This window comes from Methanobacterium sp. CWC-01 (assembly GCF_030323845.1).
Taxonomy (GTDB): domain Archaea; phylum Methanobacteriota; class Methanobacteria; order Methanobacteriales; family Methanobacteriaceae; genus Methanobacterium; species Methanobacterium aridiramus.
Genome location: NZ_CP040735.1, coordinates 844630 through 862842, shown reverse-complemented (window position 1 = coordinate 862842; position 18213 = coordinate 844630). Strand labels below are relative to the sequence as shown.

Sequence of the window (18213 nt, the reverse complement as noted above, 5' to 3'; positions counted from 1 at the left end):
ACCACTGTAGTTTATGGAATCATTCCCACTTATTATTTCTGCAGTTCCAATTTCTTAGCCGGAGGTACATATCCCTTTAAGAGCAGGGAGAGGGTCACAATGGTCACTGAACTGAGGGCCATGGCCAGTCCCGCGTATTCCGGCCGGAAAGTGATGCCGAAGGTGGGGTACAGGAGTCCTGCAGCCACGGGTATCAGGATCACGTTGTAGGCGAAGGCCCAGAAGAGGTTGAGTTTGATGCGCCCCATTACCTTACGGCTGAGCTGAACCCCGGACACGGCGTCCAGTAAATTATCTTTAATTAGCACGATCTCCCCACTTTCAATGGCCACGTCGGTCCCGCTGCCAATGGCGATTCCCACATTGGCCTGGGCCAGGGCCGGGGCATCGTTTATCCCATCCCCCACGAAGGCCACCACTTCTCCCTCCTCCTGGAGTCTTTTAACTTCAAAGGATTTATCTGGAGGTAGTACTTCGGCCAGGACCTTTTTAATCCCCACCTGCCAGGCGATGCTGTCCGCGGTCTGCTGATTGTCCCCGGTGATCATGGCCACCTGGATTCCCATCTTCTTTAACTCGGCAATGGCCGGGGCGGTACTGGTCTTTAAGGTGTCAGCCACTCCAATTATGCCTGCAAAAGTGTTCTTCACCGCCACCAGAACCGCGGTTTTACCCTCGGATTCTACCCGGAAAATCTTATCCTCATCAATATCTGATATCTCCACTCCATAGGCTTGCAGAAGTCGACGATTTCCTATCAAGACTTCCTTCCCCTTAACTGTGGCGGATACGCCCTTCCCACTGTAGGTATCGAAGTTCTGACTATCTTCTAATACTATATCATTATCCTGGGCCTTGATCACCATGGCCTTGGCCAGGGGGTGCTGTGAATTCTGCTCCACACTGGCCGCCAGCGTTAAAAGGGCCCGATCATCCATATCTACGCCAATTATGTCAGTCACCGAGGGCTTTCCCCGGGTCAGGGTCCCGGTTTTATCAAAAATGATGGTGCTGATCTTCTCGGAGGTTTCCAGGGCCTCCCCTTCCTTTACCAGAATACCCAGTTCGGCACCACGGCCAATCCCCACCGTAACTGCGGTGGGCGTGGCCAGACCCAATGCACAGGGACAGGCCACCACCAGTATGGATATCAGCACGGTAAGACCGAATAGCAGGGTGCTATCCAGTAGGAAGTACCACACCACAAAGGAAATTAGGGCGATGGTCAGGATAGTGGGAATGAAGTAGGTCACCGCCTGGTCGGCAATGCGCTGCACTGGGGGCTTGGAACCCTGGGCTGACTCCACCAGTTTAATTATCTGGGCCAGTACGGTGTCTTTACCAATTTTATCCGCCCTTATGGTGAGAACACTGTTCTGGTTGATGGTACCACCCACTACACTCTTTCCCGGATTCATAAGCACTGGTAGGGGTTCTCCGGTTATCATGGACTCGTCCACATAGCTTTCCCCCTCCAGAACCTCACCATCCACCGGGATCCGTTCCCCGGGCTTAACCACCACCCTGTCTTCCAGCTGCACCTCCTCTGCAGCCACCTCCACCTGCTGGCCGTCGCGGATCACCAGGGCCTTCTTGGCCTGCAGTCCCACCAGGGCTTTAATGGCAGTGGAAGTCCGGCCTTTGGCCCTGGCCTCCAACCAGCGGCCTAGCATCAGAAAACCAGCCAACATCAGGGCGGTCTCATAGAACATGAACTCCGGGGTGAGGACGATGTTGAAGGTACCCAGCAGACTGGAAAGATAGGCCACTCCAATACCCAGGGAGTACATTACATCCATATTCAGAGCCCGGTTGCGAAGGGAACGGTAAGCTGCGGTGAAGATGGGATAACTCACGTATAGGAAGGGTAATACGGATACCAGAAGCATGAAGTAGGTCATGGGGATGGGCAGAGGTATCTTCAGGAACATGATGAGCATCAGGGGGATGGAAAACCCGAAGGCCACCAGGAAACGGTTCCGTTTGCCATCTAAATCCGCCTGCCGGGACTTTTCTTCGGCATCCTCATCCACCTCACCTTCCACTCCCCGGTATTCGTAGCCCAGATCCTCAATGGCATCCCTCATCTCTGACACGCTGGTCATCAGGGGATTATAGGTTACGTAGGCCTTTTCCGATGATAGATTAACCGTTACCTGGTTGATACCATCGATCCGGTTCAGTACATCCTCGATGGCCTGCACGCACATGGCACAGGTCATGCCCCCTACCTTCAAAGTCACCTGCTCATTAACCACACCATAACCGGCATCCTGAATTTTTTCCTCCAATTCTACCAGTTCAACCTTTTCCGGGTCGTACTCCACAGTGGCCTTCTCGGTGCCAAAGTTCACCTGAGCATCCTCCACTCCTTCCACATCCTGAAGAGATTTTTCAACGTTGAGGGCGCAGGAGGCACAGTGCATTCCCGAAATTTTTATCTCCGCCTTTTTTTTAGATTCTGCCATTAATCCACCTCAGGGGGTGCGGATGTCCTTTACCACTTTCCCGTCTTTTATCACCAGGTTAATATTTTCCGGGTCACCCAGCGAGTCAATATGGGCCAGGGGGTCTTTTTTACTAACCACCACATCGGCTATTTTACCCTTTTCCAGGGTTCCGATTTTATCATCCCACCCCAAGAGTTCTGCGGCCCTTATGGTTCCGGCCTGTATGGCTTCCATGGGCGTCATACCAATCCTGCAGAGTAGGGAAAGTTCACGCAGATTCTGGCCGTGGGGGGCAATCCCGGCGTCAGTACCCATGGCAATCTTCACCCCGGCACGGTAGGCAATCTTCATATTCTCTTCCAGTAACTTGGCCACGTTTTCAGAATCTCCCTGACTGTACTCAGGAAGATTCCCGGCTTCCGCCATTTTCTGGTTATGCTGGTTGACCAGTAGAGTGGGAACTAGCCAGGCATCCTTTTCCAGTAACAGATCCAGACACTCCCCATCCAGGAAGGTACCATGCTCAATGGACGTTATACCAGCTTTTAGGGCGTTTTTTATGCCCTGTGCTCCATGGGCATGGGCCATCAAATTAACTCCCCGGTAGGAGGCCTCTTCCACCATGACTTCCAGTTCCTCCCGGCTAAACTGGGGATGTTCCGGGTTGTCATTGGCGCTCATCACACCACCCGTGACCATAACCTTCACTACATCCGCCCCGGCACGTAGAACTTCCCTGACTTTTTTACGCACCTCCCCGGTGCCATCACACACTGATTCAGGCAGCCCCCGGTAGCTGGTTTTAACTTCAATACCCGACTTCATCCACAAATCAAAATGGCCCCCGGTAATGGAGAGGGGCATCACACTGATCTGAAGCCTAGGACCAGGTATCAGGCCCTCCTCCACTGCCATTTTAACTCCATAGTCAGCCAGGCCCGCGTCCCGGACGGTGGTGATTCCCGCTTCCAGGGTTCGGCGAAGACTCTCTCCGGCCTGGTAGAAATAGAAAGAAAGGGGTGTGAAGAGGGGGTCTTCAATTCTGAAACCATTGAACATGATGTGCACGTGGCTGTCAATGAAACCAGGGAGAATAAATCCCCCGTGGGCATCAATTTTCTCCACATCATGGGATGGTAGCTTTATAGAATCCAGGGGGCCCACATCCTGGATAATATCATCCTGAATTAGCACTCCGCTGTCTTGGACTAACTGTCCGCCTTTTCCATCAATCAGCGTTCCGTTATGAATTAAAATGTATCCCATAGCACTCATCACCTGCACTCTTAGGAATAGTATTATGGTAAATTCTACATCTTATTTTATTCGACCACACCTTTCTGGCCCCCAACCAATTAAAAATTTAAATACCCTTTTTAGGGATCATGATAGTAGATATAATAGTGATGTGTATTAGCGAGTCACGGTGATATCTGTCCAAATTTTATATTTTTGCGAGGGAAATAAATGGAATTCAATTACAAAGGATTGGCCATTGGGTTAGGCGTAACTTTGGTGTGGTACGCGTTTTTCATATTTGTAGAGAGTTACGAGGCGGCGGTCATCGCCCCCCTGGTAGGGGGATACGCAGTCAATTACCGTATCAAAGGAAAATACAGGGAGGGAACTATTTATGGTGGTCTCAGCGGCGCAATAGGTGCTTTTATAACTGCTTTAGTCTTATCCATCTCCAATTTAAATGCCCTGACAATGATGGGCTACACTGACATAGGCACCATTTCGGTGGAGTTGACCCTGGTCCTGGCCATAATAGCCGGGCTGTTTATGGGCATCGCCGGAGGACTTGTTGCTGGACTTATCTTTAAAAGACAAGAAGGCAAACAAAAAGTGGATAAAAAGCCCAAAACACCTAAAGCAGAATGATATGAGATCTGGGGGGTTTATAAAGAGGTGATCATGTGGAATGGAAGTATATAGTAATTGGTGGCCTTATAACCGCGGTTTTGACCCTGGTCCTGGCCGTTGTGTTTTTGCCCCTGTTCTTCCTGGGCCCGGTTATAGGAGGCCTTTTCGCCGCTTACCTGGGTCGTGGCGACACCCAGGCCGGTGCGGTGGATGGAGCTGTTTCGGGGGTAGTGGGAGGATTAATTATGGGATCCCTATTTCTACTGGGCTTCAGTACCATAAGCGCCATTATTGGAGTAATTTTCACCAACGCTGGAGTAGCAGCCGGTACCATCAGCGTAATTTTGGGAGCCTTCATCACCCTGCTGGCAGTGGTCATTTCCGGAGTTCTGGGTGCTATTGGTGGTGTTATTGGCGTTAGCGTCCGAGAAAATCAGTAAAACTAATTTTTTTATTATTTTTTTATTATTTTTATTGTTTCCAAATCGGCATCCAGCTCCAGCTGATCCCCATTTTCCAGTACAGACAGAACATCCATTTCCGGATGGTCTACCATGGGAACACCGGCCATTATGGCGCCAGTAGCTATTATGGGTTCGGCTTCCAGGGCCACTATACCCCGGGGGGCAGTTTGGTTTTTAGCCATCTGGTAGATCACGTAGGAACCCACCGTGGAGCCCTTCCCCGATGGTATTACCAGGATCTTATCTTTCAGGTTCTGATGGTAAAGCTCATGTTCCTGGTCTATCACCCGGCCAGTGTTGGGATCCACACCCCCCAAAAAACTGAGGGGTTCTCTGGTGACTATTACCTGGCCTTTAACCTTTCCTCTGGATATCCGGCGACATTTTACGGTGTTTTCCATACTTTTAACCTCAAAAAAATAATAGAGAGTGGAACTCCAGTTAATGAGTTCCATTTTATTCCAGTTTAATTTCCACTCCACCAATCTTCGGCTGCAGGAAGTTGTATATCAGGGCTGTCAGGGCATAGATGATGAAGGTCACGATTAAATATCCAACTGTGTTACCCACCAGATATCCCAGACCGTAGGCCACCCCCTCGGAAGCCATATTCGCAGCTCCGGTGGGCAGTGAAAATATGAAGTTCACTATGGCCAATACCACGGCCAGAATAAGAGCCAGAGGTAGCGGTGGTATCTTTTTAATCTCACAGAAGCCGTGACTGGCCAGTTTCATTTTAAGTCTAACCCCGCCGATTTTAGGCGCCAGTAGGTTGTACAAAAAGGCGACTACCACTGCGTATATGAAAGTAGATATGAAAACGATGATGGGGACGCCGATTATCATGATAATCGCTAATATGATCCCTACACCGCTGGCATCGCCCATTCCCGATAACTCTGGTATGGCTATAGTGGCGGTGCTGGCTGCCAGGGCAGCTCCTTCCAGAACCACGGCTAAAATGGGTGCCACAACCAGCATCACAATGAAGGTCAGCACGGTGTACAGCATGGACAGCATCAGAGACACTGCCACCACCGGGATGGATTTAACTTCCTCCCCATCCATGCCCAGCTTTATCCCGCCGATACGGGGCACCAGGAGATTGTAGATAAGGGCCATGACGAAGGAGGACAGTATGCTGAAGAAAAAGGTGGCCACAGGCAGGGCGATGATGAGGGCCACTCCCAGGCTGGCCAGAAGGGAGGCATACTGACCAACTCCCGGTACCACCAAACCAACGATTCCGAAAATGATAAGTAAAATTATGGCATACAACAGCCCCAACACGGCTGATACGGATGAAGACATCAGTGTGAAGGGCACAATGCGCACAGATGTTATTTCTTTTATATCTTTCATTTTAATATACTCCTATTTTTGATATACAGTGAATTGTCAAGGGAATATATAATCTTTCCCCTATCAAACCGACTATAGCGAAGTTTCGGGCTCTCCTTTGATCAGGGATCCTATGGCACCACCCAGGGCCATGATGATGATAACCCCAATGGAACCTACCAGTAATATCACACTGGTGATACTGGCAGCTGCAAAACCAATTAATCCCAGTAGTATGGTCCCGAATATCAATAGCAGTATGGAAAGGACTATGGCACCAAAAGCACCGGCCACAGCACCATTGGCTGCTCCGTTACCAGCATCTCCTCCTACCATGTAACCAACCAACATCCCTGCCAGGAGCACCCCGAGTAAAGCTCCCCAACCGGGTATTAAAACACCAAGAATTGCTCCTAGAATAATTTCTGCCAGAAATCCAACGATCACTACACCCCAGTTAATCATTACTTCACACCCTTTACTGTTAACATATACTTTCTGCAGCAAACTATTTTAATTTTATTTTTAGAAAAAAAGAAAAGAATTTCCCGACGTTCTGGGGAAATTAGGGTTGTTAAAATATAAATATTTTAGTTCTATACTCTAAAACCAGTTTTTAGATTCTTCAATGACATTTTTCACTATCTGTACCGCTGAACCCAGGTAGGTGTGGGGGGCCATGATCTGGTGAACCTCATCGGGGGACAGATACTGGCCTATTTCATCGTTGTCCAGCACCACATCCTCTAAACTGGTTCCCTGTTGATTAGCTTCCAGGGCACATTTTCGGACCACTCCATAGGCAGTTTGGCGTCCCATTCCCCGGCGGGTTAACTCGGCCATGAATCTTTCGGCCATGATCAGGCCTCCAGTGAGGTTCAGGTTGGCCTCAATATTTTCAGGATAGAAGACCAGCTTTTCCATGAGTTTAATGGAGAGCTGCAGGATGTAATCGGTTAGGATGGATGACTCGGGGAGTATAATACGTTCCGCTGAAGAATTGGTGAGATCCCGTTCATGCCACAGGGGATTGTTCTGGAGGGCCGGGTCCACATAGGCCCGTACCACTCTGGAAACTCCACATATCCTCTCGGCAGTAATGGGATTCATCTTATGGGGCATGGTGCTACTCCCAACCTGTTTCTCCGGGTCGAAACTTTCCCCTAACTCCTTGATCTCCGTCCTTTGCAGGTTACGCACTTCCAGGGCTATCTTATCCAGGGTACTGGCCAGATTGGCCAGGCACATTATGAACTCTGCATGATTATCCCGCTGCACCACCTGATTGGATATCAGCACCGGCTCCAGGCCCAGGATCTGTGACAGAATCAGGTGAACTTCCAGGCCATCCTCTCCCAGGGCAGCCGTAGTACCTACCGCACCGGTCATCATGCCCACACATAACCTTTTCTCACAGGCCTGCATACGGTCATACTGCCTTCGGAGTTCATCTGCCCATAGGGCGAATTTCATCCCATAAGTAGTTGGCAGGGCGTGCTGACCATGAGTTCGTCCTATGCAGACGGTTTCTACATGTTTCTGGGCTAGTTCTAGAATGATCCGGGTAAGGCGTACCACCTTGGCCTTCAGGATATCTAATGTATCCTTCAAAAGCAGGGACTGGCTGGTGTCGATGATGTCGTTACTGGTGGCCCCGTAATGAACGTATTCCCCGGCGTCCCCTGCACAGACCTCGGCCAAACCTTTAACCAGGGCCGCTATGTCGTGGTTGGTTTCTCTTTCAATTTCAGACACCCTTTCCCAGGTCACGTACTTAATACTGGCCTTGTTTTTAATTTCCACCGCAGCTTCCCGGGGTATGAGTCCCAGTTCTGCTTCTGCTTCGGCCAGGGCTGCTTCCACATCCAGCATGCGCTGCAGTTTATTATCTGCTTCCCAGACACTGCGCATCTCGGGGGTTCCATAACGATATTCGATGGGGTGAATAGCCATATTGTGAACTCCTTTCAACTAAAAATAGTACATATAAAGTTATGAGTAAGAAAACCGTAGTGCAATGCAGAATATAGCCAGGACGGCGGTTAAAATTACGACCTGTTCCGGGGACATTTTAGGTCCCTTGGTTTCCTCCTCAAAGTATCTAACTAGTCCCGCACCGCTGGGGGGCAGGTATTTTTTCTCCTTCTTAGCCATGTTGTATCACCAGATGATCATAAATTAAATCAGTTACGATAACAGAACATGATCTCTCCTCTTCTTTATTTATAGTTTGGTAAAATATGAAATTCTAAAAATCGATTAAGGGGGACTAAAATTTTGTAATAACCTTAAATATATCTTGATAAGATATTTAAGGATATATTTTCAGTTCAATATACTTTTAGAATTTTTTGGAGCCAACGACCGAATCTATTTACGTGGCCATGTTCCATATAGTACTGAAAGATTAAGACCTATCTCAACACCAAAGTCGTTTTTTTTTATTGTAAAAACCTAATATAATCTAATAACCGAAAAAAGGGAGTATTATGGATTACTTTGATATCCTGGAACAGGAAACTGAAAAATTGTATAAGATAGCCAGTCAGGCCCGCAAGAAAGGTTTTGATGTGGAAACTGAACCGGAAATACCTCTAGCTAAGGACTTGGCAGAAAGGGTGGAGGGGCTGGTTGGGCCTAAAAATATTGACTTGAAAATAAAGGAACTGGAAGACAAGATGTCCCGGGAAGAGATTGCCTTTGAAATCGCCCGGATCATTGTCACCGAAAAGGATGAAGAGGGTAAAGAGGATGAATTCAAAGTAAGGGAGCAAAAGGCTGACCAGGCCATTAGAACTGCCCTATCCATACTCACCGAGGGAGTGGTGGCTGCTCCCCTGGAGGGCATAGCCAAAACCCTCATCAAACGCAACTTCGACCAGAGCTGGTACCTGGCGGTGTACTTCACCGGCCCCATCCGAAGTGCAGGTGGAACCGCGTCAGCACTGGCGGTGCTTATCGCCGATTATATAAGAATTTCTCTTGATCTGGATGTATACAAACCCACGGAACGGGAAATTGAGCGTTACGTGGAGGAAGTGGAGCTTTACGAATCAGAAGTGACCAACCTGCAGTACTCCCCCAGTCCGGAGGAGGTTCGCCTGGCAGCCCAGCACATCCCCGTGGAGGTCACTGGGGAGCCCACTGACCAGGTAGAGGTTTCTCATCGTGATCTGGAAAGGGTGGAGACCAACCACATCCGGGGTGGAGCGTTACTGGCCCTGGTGGAAGGAGTAATACAAAAAGCTCCTAAGGTACTTAAATACGCTAAAAAGCTCCATATCGATGGTTGGGACTGGTTAGATGATTTTTCAAAGCCTCAGGAAAAAAATGGTGACGAAGATGAAGCTCCCAAGTTAGATAAGTATCTGCAGGATATAATTGGTGGACGCCCGGTTTTATCATATCCTCAGGCTAAAGGGGGATTCAGATTAAGATACGGGCGGTCTAGGAACACTGGACTGGCAGCCATGGGCATACACCCGGCTACCATGGAGATCGTAGAATTCCTGGCGGTGGGAACCCAGATGAAGATCGAAAGACCGGGTAAGGGGAACTGTGTGGTCCCCTGTGATAGTATTGAAGGTCCCCTGGTTAAATTACGGGATGGCAGCGTTGTCAAAGTAACATCCGTGGCCCAAGCCCGAAAAATTAAGCATCAGGTGGATGAAATACTCTTCCTGGGGGATATGCTGGTGGCATTTGGCGAGTTCCTCCGCAACAACCATGTTCTCCTGCCAGCTGGCTGGTGTGAGGAATGGTGGATTGGACTCCTGAAAAACTCTCCTGAATTTTCGGTGGAAACTTCTGATGATCTCTTAAAGGAAGTGCAGGAGGATCAGATAACTTCGCAGCGGGCTTTCGAACTTTCTATTCAGTATGGGATTCCCTTACATCCCTACTACACCTATTTCTATCATGATGTTACCCGGGAAGAATTGAATCAACTTCGTGGATGGCTGCACCAGGTTGCCGATGCTCCCCAAATTAAAGGGGATCTGAGGCTGGAGTGGGCGCCGGAGAAAAGAGTGCTGGAAGTACTGGGAGTGCCGCACCAAGTGGAGGACCATCAGGTAGTAATCTCCCATTACCATGCCTACTCTCTACTCCACACTCTAAAGGAACCCCTAGACCTTGAGAATGACATGGAGACCCTGGAAGCTCTGAATAAAGTTTCTCCAGTGGACATCATGGCCAAAGCACCTACTTATCTGGGGGGGAGGATGGGAAGACCAGAGAAGACCAAGGAAAGATTGATGAAACCAGCTCCCCATGCTCTGTTTCCCATTGGCACCAGTGGTGGCAGCCGACGTAACATAGTCCAGGCTGCCAAGAAAGGAACCATCACCGTGGACATTGCCCGGTGTAAGTGTACAGGATGTGGGGTGGTGTCCTTCCAGGCCTCCTGTCCGGTGTGTGGAGCACCCACCGTCACCACTGGCGCGGGTAATAAGCGGATCAACATCTCCAAAACTTTGAAAAAAGCCTATCAACGGGTGGGAGTACGTAAATTGGATGAGATTAAGGGGGTGCAGGGAATGATCTCCGAGTCCAAATTTCCGGAGCCCCTGGAAAAGGGTGTATTACGGGCTAAAAATAATGTTTACACCTTCAAAGATGCCACCATCCGTCATGATTCCACTAATCTCCCCTTAACTCATTTCACACCCCACGAGATTAAGGTCAGCCCCCAAAAACTCCGGGAACTGGGTTACACCCATGATATCCATGGAAAGGAGCTGGTGAATGAGGAACAGGTGGTAGAGATACTGATCCAGGACCTGGTAATTTCTGATAACTGTGCCGAATATCTTATGAGGGTGGCCAACTTCGTGGACGACCTATTGGAGCGTTTCTACCACATGGAGCCCTACTACCGGATTAAAACCAGGGAGGACCTGGTGGGGCACCTGGCGGTGGGACTGGCACCCCACACCTCGGCTGGTGTGCTGGGACGGATCATAGGTTTCACCAAGGCCGCAGCCTGTTACGCCCATCCCTATTTCCACTCAGCCAAGAGGAGGAACTGTGACAGTGACGAGGACTCGGTGATGCTGCTCCTGGATTCTCTTCTAAACTTCTCAAAGTCCTACCTCCCCAACAGCCGAGGAGGTCGTATGGACGCGCCACTGGTTCTATCCTCCCGCATAGACCCCGAAGAGATCGATGATGAGAGCCACCACCTGGACACCATGGACCATCTGCCCCTGGAACTCTACCAGAAGACCCTGGAACAATGTAAACCTTCTGATGTGCTGGAACTGGTGAACAACGTTAAGAATCGGCTGGGGACTGATGAACAGTACCATGGGCTCATCTACTCTCATGAAACTGGCAACATACACCGCGGACCTAAAATCTGTCTCTACAAACTCTTACCCTCCATGAGGGAGAAAGTTGAAGGACAGATTAAGCTGGCTGAAAGGATCCGGGCCGTCGACCAGAAGGGAGTGGTGGAGGGAGTTTTGAACTCCCATTTCCTTCCAGACATGGCTGGGAATAGCAGGGCCTTTTCCCGCCAGAAGGTTCGCTGCACCAGTTGTAACAAGAAGTACCGTAGGATACCTTTATCAGGGGAATGTTCCTGCGGTGGAAACCTGATTTTAAGTATATCAAAGGGTTCTGTGGTTAAATATCTGGAAATATCGAAGGAACTGGCGCAAAGCTACCCAATTGACCAATATCTTGTACAACGCATAGAATTAATAGAGTCCGGCATCAACTCCCTATTTGAAAGTGACCGTTCCAAGCAAAGTTCACTTGACGTGTTCTTATAAAGCGAAAACTATTATAAGGCCTAGGTTATAATTAAAAGTAGATTAAAGGCCTATATTGGTCATCATAATCGGGGGAAAATTTTTTTCATTATAAGTGGAGGATTAGTATGAAGGATGTCCATATTATTGCTGCTTTGCCCACCAAGGCGGAAATTTGCGTCTTGAAAAATAATGGGATATTTGAGAAGTTCAGCCACGAGAAGATCGTTAAATCATGTCTTCTGGTTGGTTCTAGCGTGTGGACTGCTGAAAAAATAGCGTCCCAGGTGGCTTCATCGTCCTACGATGGTATCACCACCAAAGAGATTAAGATGTGGGTTTATGAATCCCTGAAAAATGCTGATAAAGAGCTGGCCGAAAAGTACATGAAAACCAACCAGCTCCGGGTGCGCACTTCCCGGGATACCATCGAACCCTTTGATAAGGACAAAATAGCCAAGACCCTGGTGGTAGAGACTGATGCTTCTCCAGAACTAGCCGATAAACTGGCCACTGAGGTTTACAAGGAACTTGGTAAGCTGGAAGTGGACTACCTCACCGCTCCTATGATCAGGGAGATGGTGAACACCAAACTGGTGGAGCACGGCTTGGAAACCCTCCGGCGCAGATACACTCGTCTGGGGATCCCGGTGTACAACATCACCAACCTCATACAAAACGGTTCCCGGGACAACGCCAACATGATCCACAACCCCGAGACCGTGCACAAGTACGTGGCCGATGAGGCCCTGAAACAGTACGCCCTTCTTAATATCTTACCTTCGGAACTGGCCGACGCCCATATGAGTGGAGATATACACATCCATGACCTGGAATACTTCGCTGGCAGGCCAATAAACTGTTTACAACATGATTTAAGGTTATTCATAAAACATGGGCTTAAAGTGGACGGAACCGGTGATCACACCTCTGTGGCTGGGCCACCCAACCATATTGAAACCCTGATGAACCACTCCGGAGAGATCATGCTGGCCGCCCAGCAGAACATGAGCGGCGGACAATCAATGTGCCTTTGGAACGTCTTCGTGGCACCCTTCGCTGCTGGATTACCCTATGGGAAGGTGAAACAGGCGGTGCAGATGTTCATCTATAACCTGAACATGGCCTACGCTGCCCGGGGAAGCCAGGTACCCTTTACTTCAATAAACATGGAATTCACGGTACCGGATTTCCTCCAGGATGTAGATGCCTACGGTCCTAAAGGTCAACTAGTGGGTACTTACGGTGATTTCGAGGAAGAAACCCGTATACTACAGCGTGCATTCACTGAAATCCTGTTGCAGGGTGACTCCGATGGTAAACCACATCTATTCCCTAACACCATCTACGGTTTAAGGAAAGAAGTACTCAAGGACGAATTTGCTGAAGACCTGGAACTGGTGCACCAGTTATGTGCCAAGTACGGCACCGCCTACTTCATAAATATGCTCCCCAGTTATCGTGGAAACCTGGCCAACTACATGGGGTGCCGAACATCCCTGGGAGATAATTGGACGGGGGAATGGGATAAAGACTGCTTCAGAACAGGAAATCTGGCCTATATAACCCTTAACCTGCCTAGAATAGCCTACCAGTCCCGTGATGAGGATGAAATATTCGAGTATCTTGATTCATACCTCCGCCTTTCCGAAGAGGTACTTATGCTACGTCGCAAGCAGGCCCTGGCCTGTCTGGATGACTACAACATGTTACCATTTTTGACCCAGGAACTGGATGGGGAACGATACTACCGGGTGGAAAACTCTACCATGACCTTCGGATTCGTGGGTTTAAACGAAATGTTACAGGCCCACACTGGAACAGGAATCGAGGATCCTGATTCACTTAAATTAGGTCTTAAAGTTGTTGATTACATGAATCAAAGGGCTCAGGAACTTAAGAAGGACACCGGACTGCGCTGGACCATAATCCAGACACCGGCCGAGTCCACCGCTTACCGGTTTGCCACCCTGGACCGGGAGAAATTCGGTGCGGATGCCATTACCCAGGGAGATGCGGATGCTGGCTACTACACCAACTCCTCCCACGTACCAGTCAGTTCCGATATTAACCTGATTGATCGGATACGAGTCGAGGAACAGTTCCACAGCCGTACCCTGGGCGGACACATCTTCCACGCCTTCATGGGAGAAGCCTACTCCGATCCACAAGCCCTGATGAGCCTAACGGATAAGATAGCTCGCAAATCTGACATAGGATTCTGGGCCTACAGCTCCGCCATGAGCTTCTGCATTAAATGTAAAACTCTCATGAAAGGGTTGCAACAGAGCTGCGCATCCTGCGGGGAACAGAAAGAGGTGGAATGGTACGACCGCATCACTGGCTACGTCCAGCAAGTAGGCCGGGCACGCAGTGCGTCTGGTGGCTGGAACGCTGGAAAGATGAAGGAATTAGGGGATAGGAACCGTTACGAACCCTGATTCTCATTCTTTTATTTTTAAAATTCATTTTCTAATTTTTAGAGTTATTTCATTCTTTCCCGGTCTCGAGTTAAAATAAAAGCTTATAATAAGTTTCAGTGGATTTAAATGATTTCTAAGGAAGATCACCAATTCATGCAGGAAGCCCTTAAAGAAGCAGAAAAGAGCCTAGCAGAAGGCGGAGTTCCCATCGGCGCGGTTCTGGTAAAAAATGGCCACATCGTGGGAAGGGGACATAATCAACTACTGCAGAAAGGTTCTGTTATTCTGCACGGGGAGATGAACTGCCTGGAAAGTGCCGGGAGATTGAAGGGGTCTGATTACCGGGATTGCACCCTCTATACCACCTTATCTCCATGTCCCATGTGTAGTGGGATGGTGATCCTCTACAAGATCCCCCGGGTGGTGGTTGGTGAAAGTTCCACCCTGCAGGGCCCGGAAAGGTTCTTGGAAGAGAATGGGGTGGAAGTGGTTAACCTAGCCATGCCCCAATGCCAGGAGATATTAGGGGATTACATAGCCAAAAATCCGGAAATTTGGGATGCTGAGCTGGAAAGGGTGGGTTTCACCACTGATTTAAAATAAAATAACCAATGGACTTATTTTTGATTTAAGGAGATGGTTACCGATTGGGAGCCGGATCCAAAGCTAGGGGCAATCATGGTATGCCGACCCGGCCCTCCAGCCACTACCAGGACCACATCCTCCGGGCAGCGGGTGATACGAACCTCATCACCCATTATCCATCTTCTATCCAATCTTCGCCCCCCCCGGTCTCCTAGCTCTACAGGGACCACCATCTTCTGATGCAGATAATCCTTAACATCCCTTTTATCCCATCCCTCTTTTTTCAGGGTAGTGGCATGTTCTGGGCTCATCAACACCAGCATTTCACCCGGGACGTGGCTGTTGTTGCAGCCGGAGGTAGAGGCGGTGTGGGCCACGGTATCCAGGAGATCCTCGGCGCAGGTGCTGCGGTGGTCGTTAACATTATGGGGAGCCTCCAATCCCATCACGGTAACCGTACTATCCTCTTTATCAAAACCGCGCTCCACATGCAATGGTCCCCAGGGACTTTCTTCCTCAGCCTCGGCGAAAGCGTAGCTATACTTGGCCGGGGAACCATGGGTGGCATGATCCCCCACTCCTGGCACCGCCCCGGCGATGTTCAGCATGCACAGCCGGATGGCGCGTCCCAGGGTGGCGTTGGCCAGATTACCAGGACCTAAACATCCCGTTCCACTGTTCATACCCAATTCTCGGGATTTGGGGCCGTTAACCAAAGTGCAAATGGCAACCGGATGGGTGGTGGCGTTTATTCCAGCCAGGTTGAACTCTTCCTGCCCCAGCGCCTTAACAGCCTGCTCCACCACTGGCATGAAATAGGGCAGGCAGCCAGCCATAACTGAGTTTATGGCGATCTTCTCCACTGTGGCCTTCCCCCGGCGTGGGGGAAGAACGGTGACCACCTGTTGGGCAGGCTGGTTCGAGTACTCTAAAAAATTGGAAACTCGCTCCATAGTAGGTGGTATGATGGGTAAACCATCGGTTAAATGTTGTAAATAGAATTCATGACTTAACCTTTCCGCATCGGGGTGGACGAATATTTCTTCCCCCTGAGATTCAGCATCACCAAACTCTCCCTTAAGAATATCATCCAGAAGACAGCCACAACTCTTGGTGGTGGGGTTAACTTCTTTTTCTTCATGAGTCATGGTATCGTACCCAAGTTTCAGGGAATCTGCAAGAGATACTTCAGTACCGGGATTATTTTAAAAGCTTTTTCCTCCACCTCATCATCTGCCAGGCCAGTGATGGGATGCTCCACTTCCAGAAGGCGCAGATCCTCCAATCCATATGTACCAGCCAGTTTCCGAGCAAAGGGGGTGAAATGGTCCGATATGATGGAAATAGTGGGAATTCCCATCTCTTCCAGGCGAATTGCATCCAGAACCACCCAACTGGTACAGGATCCGCAGTCAGCCAGGGCCAGTATGGCCAGTTCTGCTGAAGCAGCCTTTTCCAGTTGATGCCTAGTTGCCGGTGCTCCTGCTGGCTTTTTAAGTTCAAAGAAAACCCGGTTACCCAGGGCCTTCTTTAAAGTGGCCAGAATCATGTCTGCCCCGGGTTTGGTGTTATCCACCAGGGCCACCCTCTCAAAGTCATCCGGGAAGGGATTTAGATCTATGTTATCCACTTCCACATCGGCTAAGGGATTTAAAACCTCTTTTTCCACTAATCTGGGCGACATAAGAAAATCTTCCATGTCAGTTTAGGAGCTTTAGGCTTCCCTTCTTAATCGTTTAATCAGGAAGTTTTTATCCAGTGATAGTAAAAATGATGCTGCCCGGGGACCCTGCTTCTGTCCTAAGACAATCCGGTAGATGGCCTGGAATGCTTTTTGCGGTTTTAAACCTTGTCCTTTAAATATGCGGTACATTTCATCGTGCAGTTCTTCAGAAGTGTAATCCTGATCTTCCAGGGCATCAGCCAACTCCACCAGGAACCCTTCCTGGGATGGATTCAATTCCACAGAGGGAATCTCTTTTTGCACCTGGAACTTCACAAAGTTGGGGGCGTAAAGCTCTAACCAGTTTTTAACCTGTTTCAAACGTTCATGGAACTTTTCCAGGGCCTCATATTCCAGTTCGTGATAACCGAGATCTACCATTTCCTCCGGAAGTTGCGAGTTAGCTTTAAGTATCCTATAAACATCCTCCGGCTCCTGATTTATCTGGTAAGCCACGGTTAGGAATCGGTAAGATGGTTGAAATGGAATTTCATCCTGTATATCTATCTGGGATACTTCGTATATCTTTTTGAGCTTCTCCTCCTCCTTCTGGGAAGCTGCTTCCTCTTTCCCATAGTAGATGCGCTCCACCCGGTCATACTGGTCTATGAAGTCCAGGAATGGCATTTCAGGGTTGAAATCCTTATGCTTAAGGGGTTTGCTCCGGAATAAAAAGTAGTTAAGGGTTTCCGGTGAACCGATCTCCAGCCACTGGCCGGGTGTGAAAAAAACTCCCTTGGACTTGGACATGGCATCGCCTTTGAGGGTGATCCACTCGTAAGGCACAGGGTAGGGGGATCGGTAGTCAAATATCTCCGTTGATATTCTTTTACTAACATCGTAGGATCCTCCGCTGGCGGCATGGTCCTTACCGAAGGGTTCGCAGGTAACTCCGAATATTTTCCACCGGGCAGCCCATTCCACCCTCCAGGTCAATTTACCCTCACCGGAGGTGATATCCATTCCCCCCTCATGACCGCACTGGCATCGGTATTGTACACTGGTTCCCTGAAAGTCATGGGCGTAGGTAGTGTTCACCCGTCCACATTCACTGCAGATAGGATTGTAAGGCAACCAGTCCGCACCTAGGGGCTTTTCCCGGTACTGGTTAAATATTTCCCTGATTTTAGGGGCTCTTTCCAGTGATTTTTTAATATAATCATTGTAAACTCCATCCCGGTACATCTTTGCCCCGGAATAGGTCTCCAGTTCTATGCCAAACACGGGTAGAGTGTCCAGGAATGGTTTCTGGAAATGTTCCACGAAATTCTCACAGCAACCCTCAGGGCAGGGTATCTGGGAGTAAGGAATCCCCATGTACTTCTCATAGGATTCGGGAAGGGGATAGGGCACCTTCCGCAGTGGGTCGTGGTCGTCGGCTATCCAGATGGTCCTGGATCTTTCACCAAGCTTTTGCAGTGACTTACCAACTGCGTTTGCTATAAAAACGTCGCATGAGTTTCCAATATGTATCGAACCAGATATGGATGTCCCGCTGGCCACTACGTGTTCTTCCACGTCCCAGTTAGTAAGATCAGATGCAATTCGTTCGGTCCAGTGTTTCAATTAGTTCACCTTCTGTCAAAATAAAAAATGAAAATTAAA

Annotated in this window: 15 protein-coding genes; 5 read left to right on the top strand and 10 right to left on the bottom strand. The window is 49.2% G+C overall.

Annotated elements, in window-relative coordinates; genetic code table 11:
- Positions 1-32: 32 nt before the first annotated feature.
- A complete protein-coding gene (locus FGU46_RS04665; RefSeq protein ID WP_286477504.1) occupies positions 33-2468 on the bottom strand; it encodes a heavy metal translocating P-type ATPase in 2436 nt (811 codons plus the stop codon).
- 9 nt (positions 2469-2477) lie between these two features.
- Positions 2478-3716 (bottom strand): metal-dependent hydrolase family protein, encoded by a 1239-nt coding sequence (locus FGU46_RS04660; RefSeq protein ID WP_286477502.1) that lies wholly within the window; start codon positions 3714-3716, stop codon positions 2478-2480.
- Positions 3717-3917: 201 nt separating this feature from the next.
- On the opposite strand from FGU46_RS04660, the gene FGU46_RS04655 reads away from it, so the two are divergent.
- The gene (locus tag FGU46_RS04655) at positions 3918-4334 is read left to right on the top strand and encodes a DUF5518 domain-containing protein (RefSeq protein WP_286477501.1); all 417 of its coding nucleotides are present in this window, start codon (positions 3918-3920) and stop codon (positions 4332-4334) included.
- 35 nt (positions 4335-4369) lie between these two features.
- Entirely contained in the window at positions 4370-4756 is a 387-nt protein-coding gene (locus tag FGU46_RS04650; protein ID WP_286477494.1) for a DUF5518 domain-containing protein, read from the top strand.
- Positions 4757-4770: 14 nt separating this feature from the next.
- On the opposite strand, the gene FGU46_RS04645 is transcribed toward FGU46_RS04650, so the two are convergent.
- The 5 genes from FGU46_RS04645 to FGU46_RS04625 all read right to left on the bottom strand — a co-directional run bounded on the left by FGU46_RS04645 (position 4771) and on the right by FGU46_RS04625 (position 8275).
- Positions 4771-5181 (bottom strand): DUF126 domain-containing protein, encoded by a 411-nt coding sequence (locus FGU46_RS04645; RefSeq protein ID WP_286477491.1) that lies wholly within the window; start codon positions 5179-5181, stop codon positions 4771-4773.
- 55 nt (positions 5182-5236) lie between these two features.
- On the bottom strand, positions 5237-6142 hold the full coding sequence (locus FGU46_RS04640; protein ID WP_286477488.1) for a hypothetical protein: 906 nt from the start codon (positions 6140-6142) through the stop codon (positions 5237-5239).
- A 72-nt stretch (positions 6143-6214) separates the two neighbouring features.
- A complete protein-coding gene (locus FGU46_RS04635; RefSeq protein ID WP_286477480.1) occupies positions 6215-6586 on the bottom strand; it encodes a DUF5518 domain-containing protein in 372 nt (123 codons plus the stop codon).
- 138 nt (positions 6587-6724) lie between these two features.
- Positions 6725-8074, bottom strand: a complete 1350-nt coding sequence (gene purB, locus FGU46_RS04630) for an adenylosuccinate lyase (RefSeq protein WP_286477477.1) — start codon at positions 8072-8074, stop codon at positions 6725-6727.
- A gap of 39 nt (positions 8075-8113) precedes the next feature.
- Positions 8114-8275 carry a preprotein translocase subunit Sec61beta gene (locus FGU46_RS04625; protein WP_286477474.1) on the bottom strand — a complete coding sequence of 54 codons (162 nt, stop codon included), beginning with the start codon at positions 8273-8275 and terminating at the stop codon, positions 8114-8116.
- 335 nt (positions 8276-8610) lie between these two features.
- Here FGU46_RS04625 and polC point away from each other — a divergent pair, with 335 nt between their 5' ends.
- The 3 genes from polC (at position 8611) to FGU46_RS04610 (ending at position 14903) form a co-directional block, all read left to right on the top strand.
- On the top strand, positions 8611-11898 hold the full coding sequence (gene polC / locus FGU46_RS04620) for a DNA polymerase II large subunit (protein WP_286477469.1): 3288 nt from the start codon (positions 8611-8613) through the stop codon (positions 11896-11898).
- A 107-nt stretch (positions 11899-12005) separates the two neighbouring features.
- Positions 12006-14318, top strand: a complete 2313-nt coding sequence (gene nrdD / locus FGU46_RS04615) for an anaerobic ribonucleoside-triphosphate reductase (RefSeq protein WP_286477467.1) — start codon at positions 12006-12008, stop codon at positions 14316-14318.
- 108 nt (positions 14319-14426) lie between these two features.
- Positions 14427-14903, top strand: coding sequence for a nucleoside deaminase (locus FGU46_RS04610; protein ID WP_286477465.1), 477 nt, complete (start codon positions 14427-14429; stop codon positions 14901-14903).
- 14 nt (positions 14904-14917) lie between these two features.
- Here FGU46_RS04610 and FGU46_RS04605 read toward each other — a convergent pair whose 3' ends face one another.
- Genes FGU46_RS04605 through lysS form a run of 3 tightly spaced genes read right to left on the bottom strand, consistent with a single transcriptional unit; the run spans position 14918 to position 18174 of the window.
- Positions 14918-16033 carry a hypothetical protein gene (locus FGU46_RS04605; protein WP_286477458.1) on the bottom strand — a complete coding sequence of 372 codons (1116 nt, stop codon included), beginning with the start codon at positions 16031-16033 and terminating at the stop codon, positions 14918-14920.
- Between the two features lie 17 nt (positions 16034-16050).
- A complete protein-coding gene (locus FGU46_RS04600) occupies positions 16051-16569 on the bottom strand; it encodes a UGSC family (seleno)protein (protein ID WP_286477455.1) in 519 nt (172 codons plus the stop codon).
- Between the two features lie 30 nt (positions 16570-16599).
- On the bottom strand, positions 16600-18174 hold the full coding sequence (lysS, locus tag FGU46_RS04595) for a lysine--tRNA ligase (protein ID WP_286477449.1): 1575 nt from the start codon (positions 18172-18174) through the stop codon (positions 16600-16602).
- Positions 18175-18213 lie beyond the last annotated feature (39 nt).

Excerpts from the sequence above, each read along its gene's own strand:
- FGU46_RS04665 (WP_286477504.1), bottom strand. The coding sequence starts at position 2,468 with ATGGCAGAATCTAAAAAAAAGGCGGAGATAAAAATTTCGGGAATGCAC.
- FGU46_RS04660 (WP_286477502.1), bottom strand. The coding sequence starts at position 3,716 with ATGGGATACATTTTAATTCATAACGGAACGCTGATTGATGGAAAAGGC.
- FGU46_RS04655 (WP_286477501.1), top strand. The coding sequence starts at position 3,918 with ATGGAATTCAATTACAAAGGATTGGCCATTGGGTTAGGCGTAACTTTG.
- FGU46_RS04645 (WP_286477491.1), bottom strand. The coding sequence starts at position 5,181 with ATGGAAAACACCGTAAAATGTCGCCGGATATCCAGAGGAAAGGTTAAA.
- FGU46_RS04640 (WP_286477488.1), bottom strand. The coding sequence starts at position 6,142 with ATGAAAGATATAAAAGAAATAACATCTGTGCGCATTGTGCCCTTCACA.
- FGU46_RS04635 (WP_286477480.1), bottom strand. The coding sequence starts at position 6,586 with ATGATTAACTGGGGTGTAGTGATCGTTGGATTTCTGGCAGAAATTATT.
- purB (WP_286477477.1), bottom strand. The coding sequence starts at position 8,074 with ATGGCTATTCACCCCATCGAATATCGTTATGGAACCCCCGAGATGCGC.
- FGU46_RS04625 (WP_286477474.1), bottom strand. The coding sequence starts at position 8,275 with ATGGCTAAGAAGGAGAAAAAATACCTGCCCCCCAGCGGTGCGGGACTA.
- polC (WP_286477469.1), top strand. The coding sequence starts at position 8,611 with ATGGATTACTTTGATATCCTGGAACAGGAAACTGAAAAATTGTATAAG.
- nrdD (WP_286477467.1), top strand. The coding sequence starts at position 12,006 with ATGAAGGATGTCCATATTATTGCTGCTTTGCCCACCAAGGCGGAAATT.
- FGU46_RS04610 (WP_286477465.1), top strand. The coding sequence starts at position 14,427 with ATGATTTCTAAGGAAGATCACCAATTCATGCAGGAAGCCCTTAAAGAA.
- FGU46_RS04605 (WP_286477458.1), bottom strand. The coding sequence starts at position 16,033 with ATGACTCATGAAGAAAAAGAAGTTAACCCCACCACCAAGAGTTGTGGC.
- FGU46_RS04600 (WP_286477455.1), bottom strand. The coding sequence starts at position 16,569 with ATGTCGCCCAGATTAGTGGAAAAAGAGGTTTTAAATCCCTTAGCCGAT.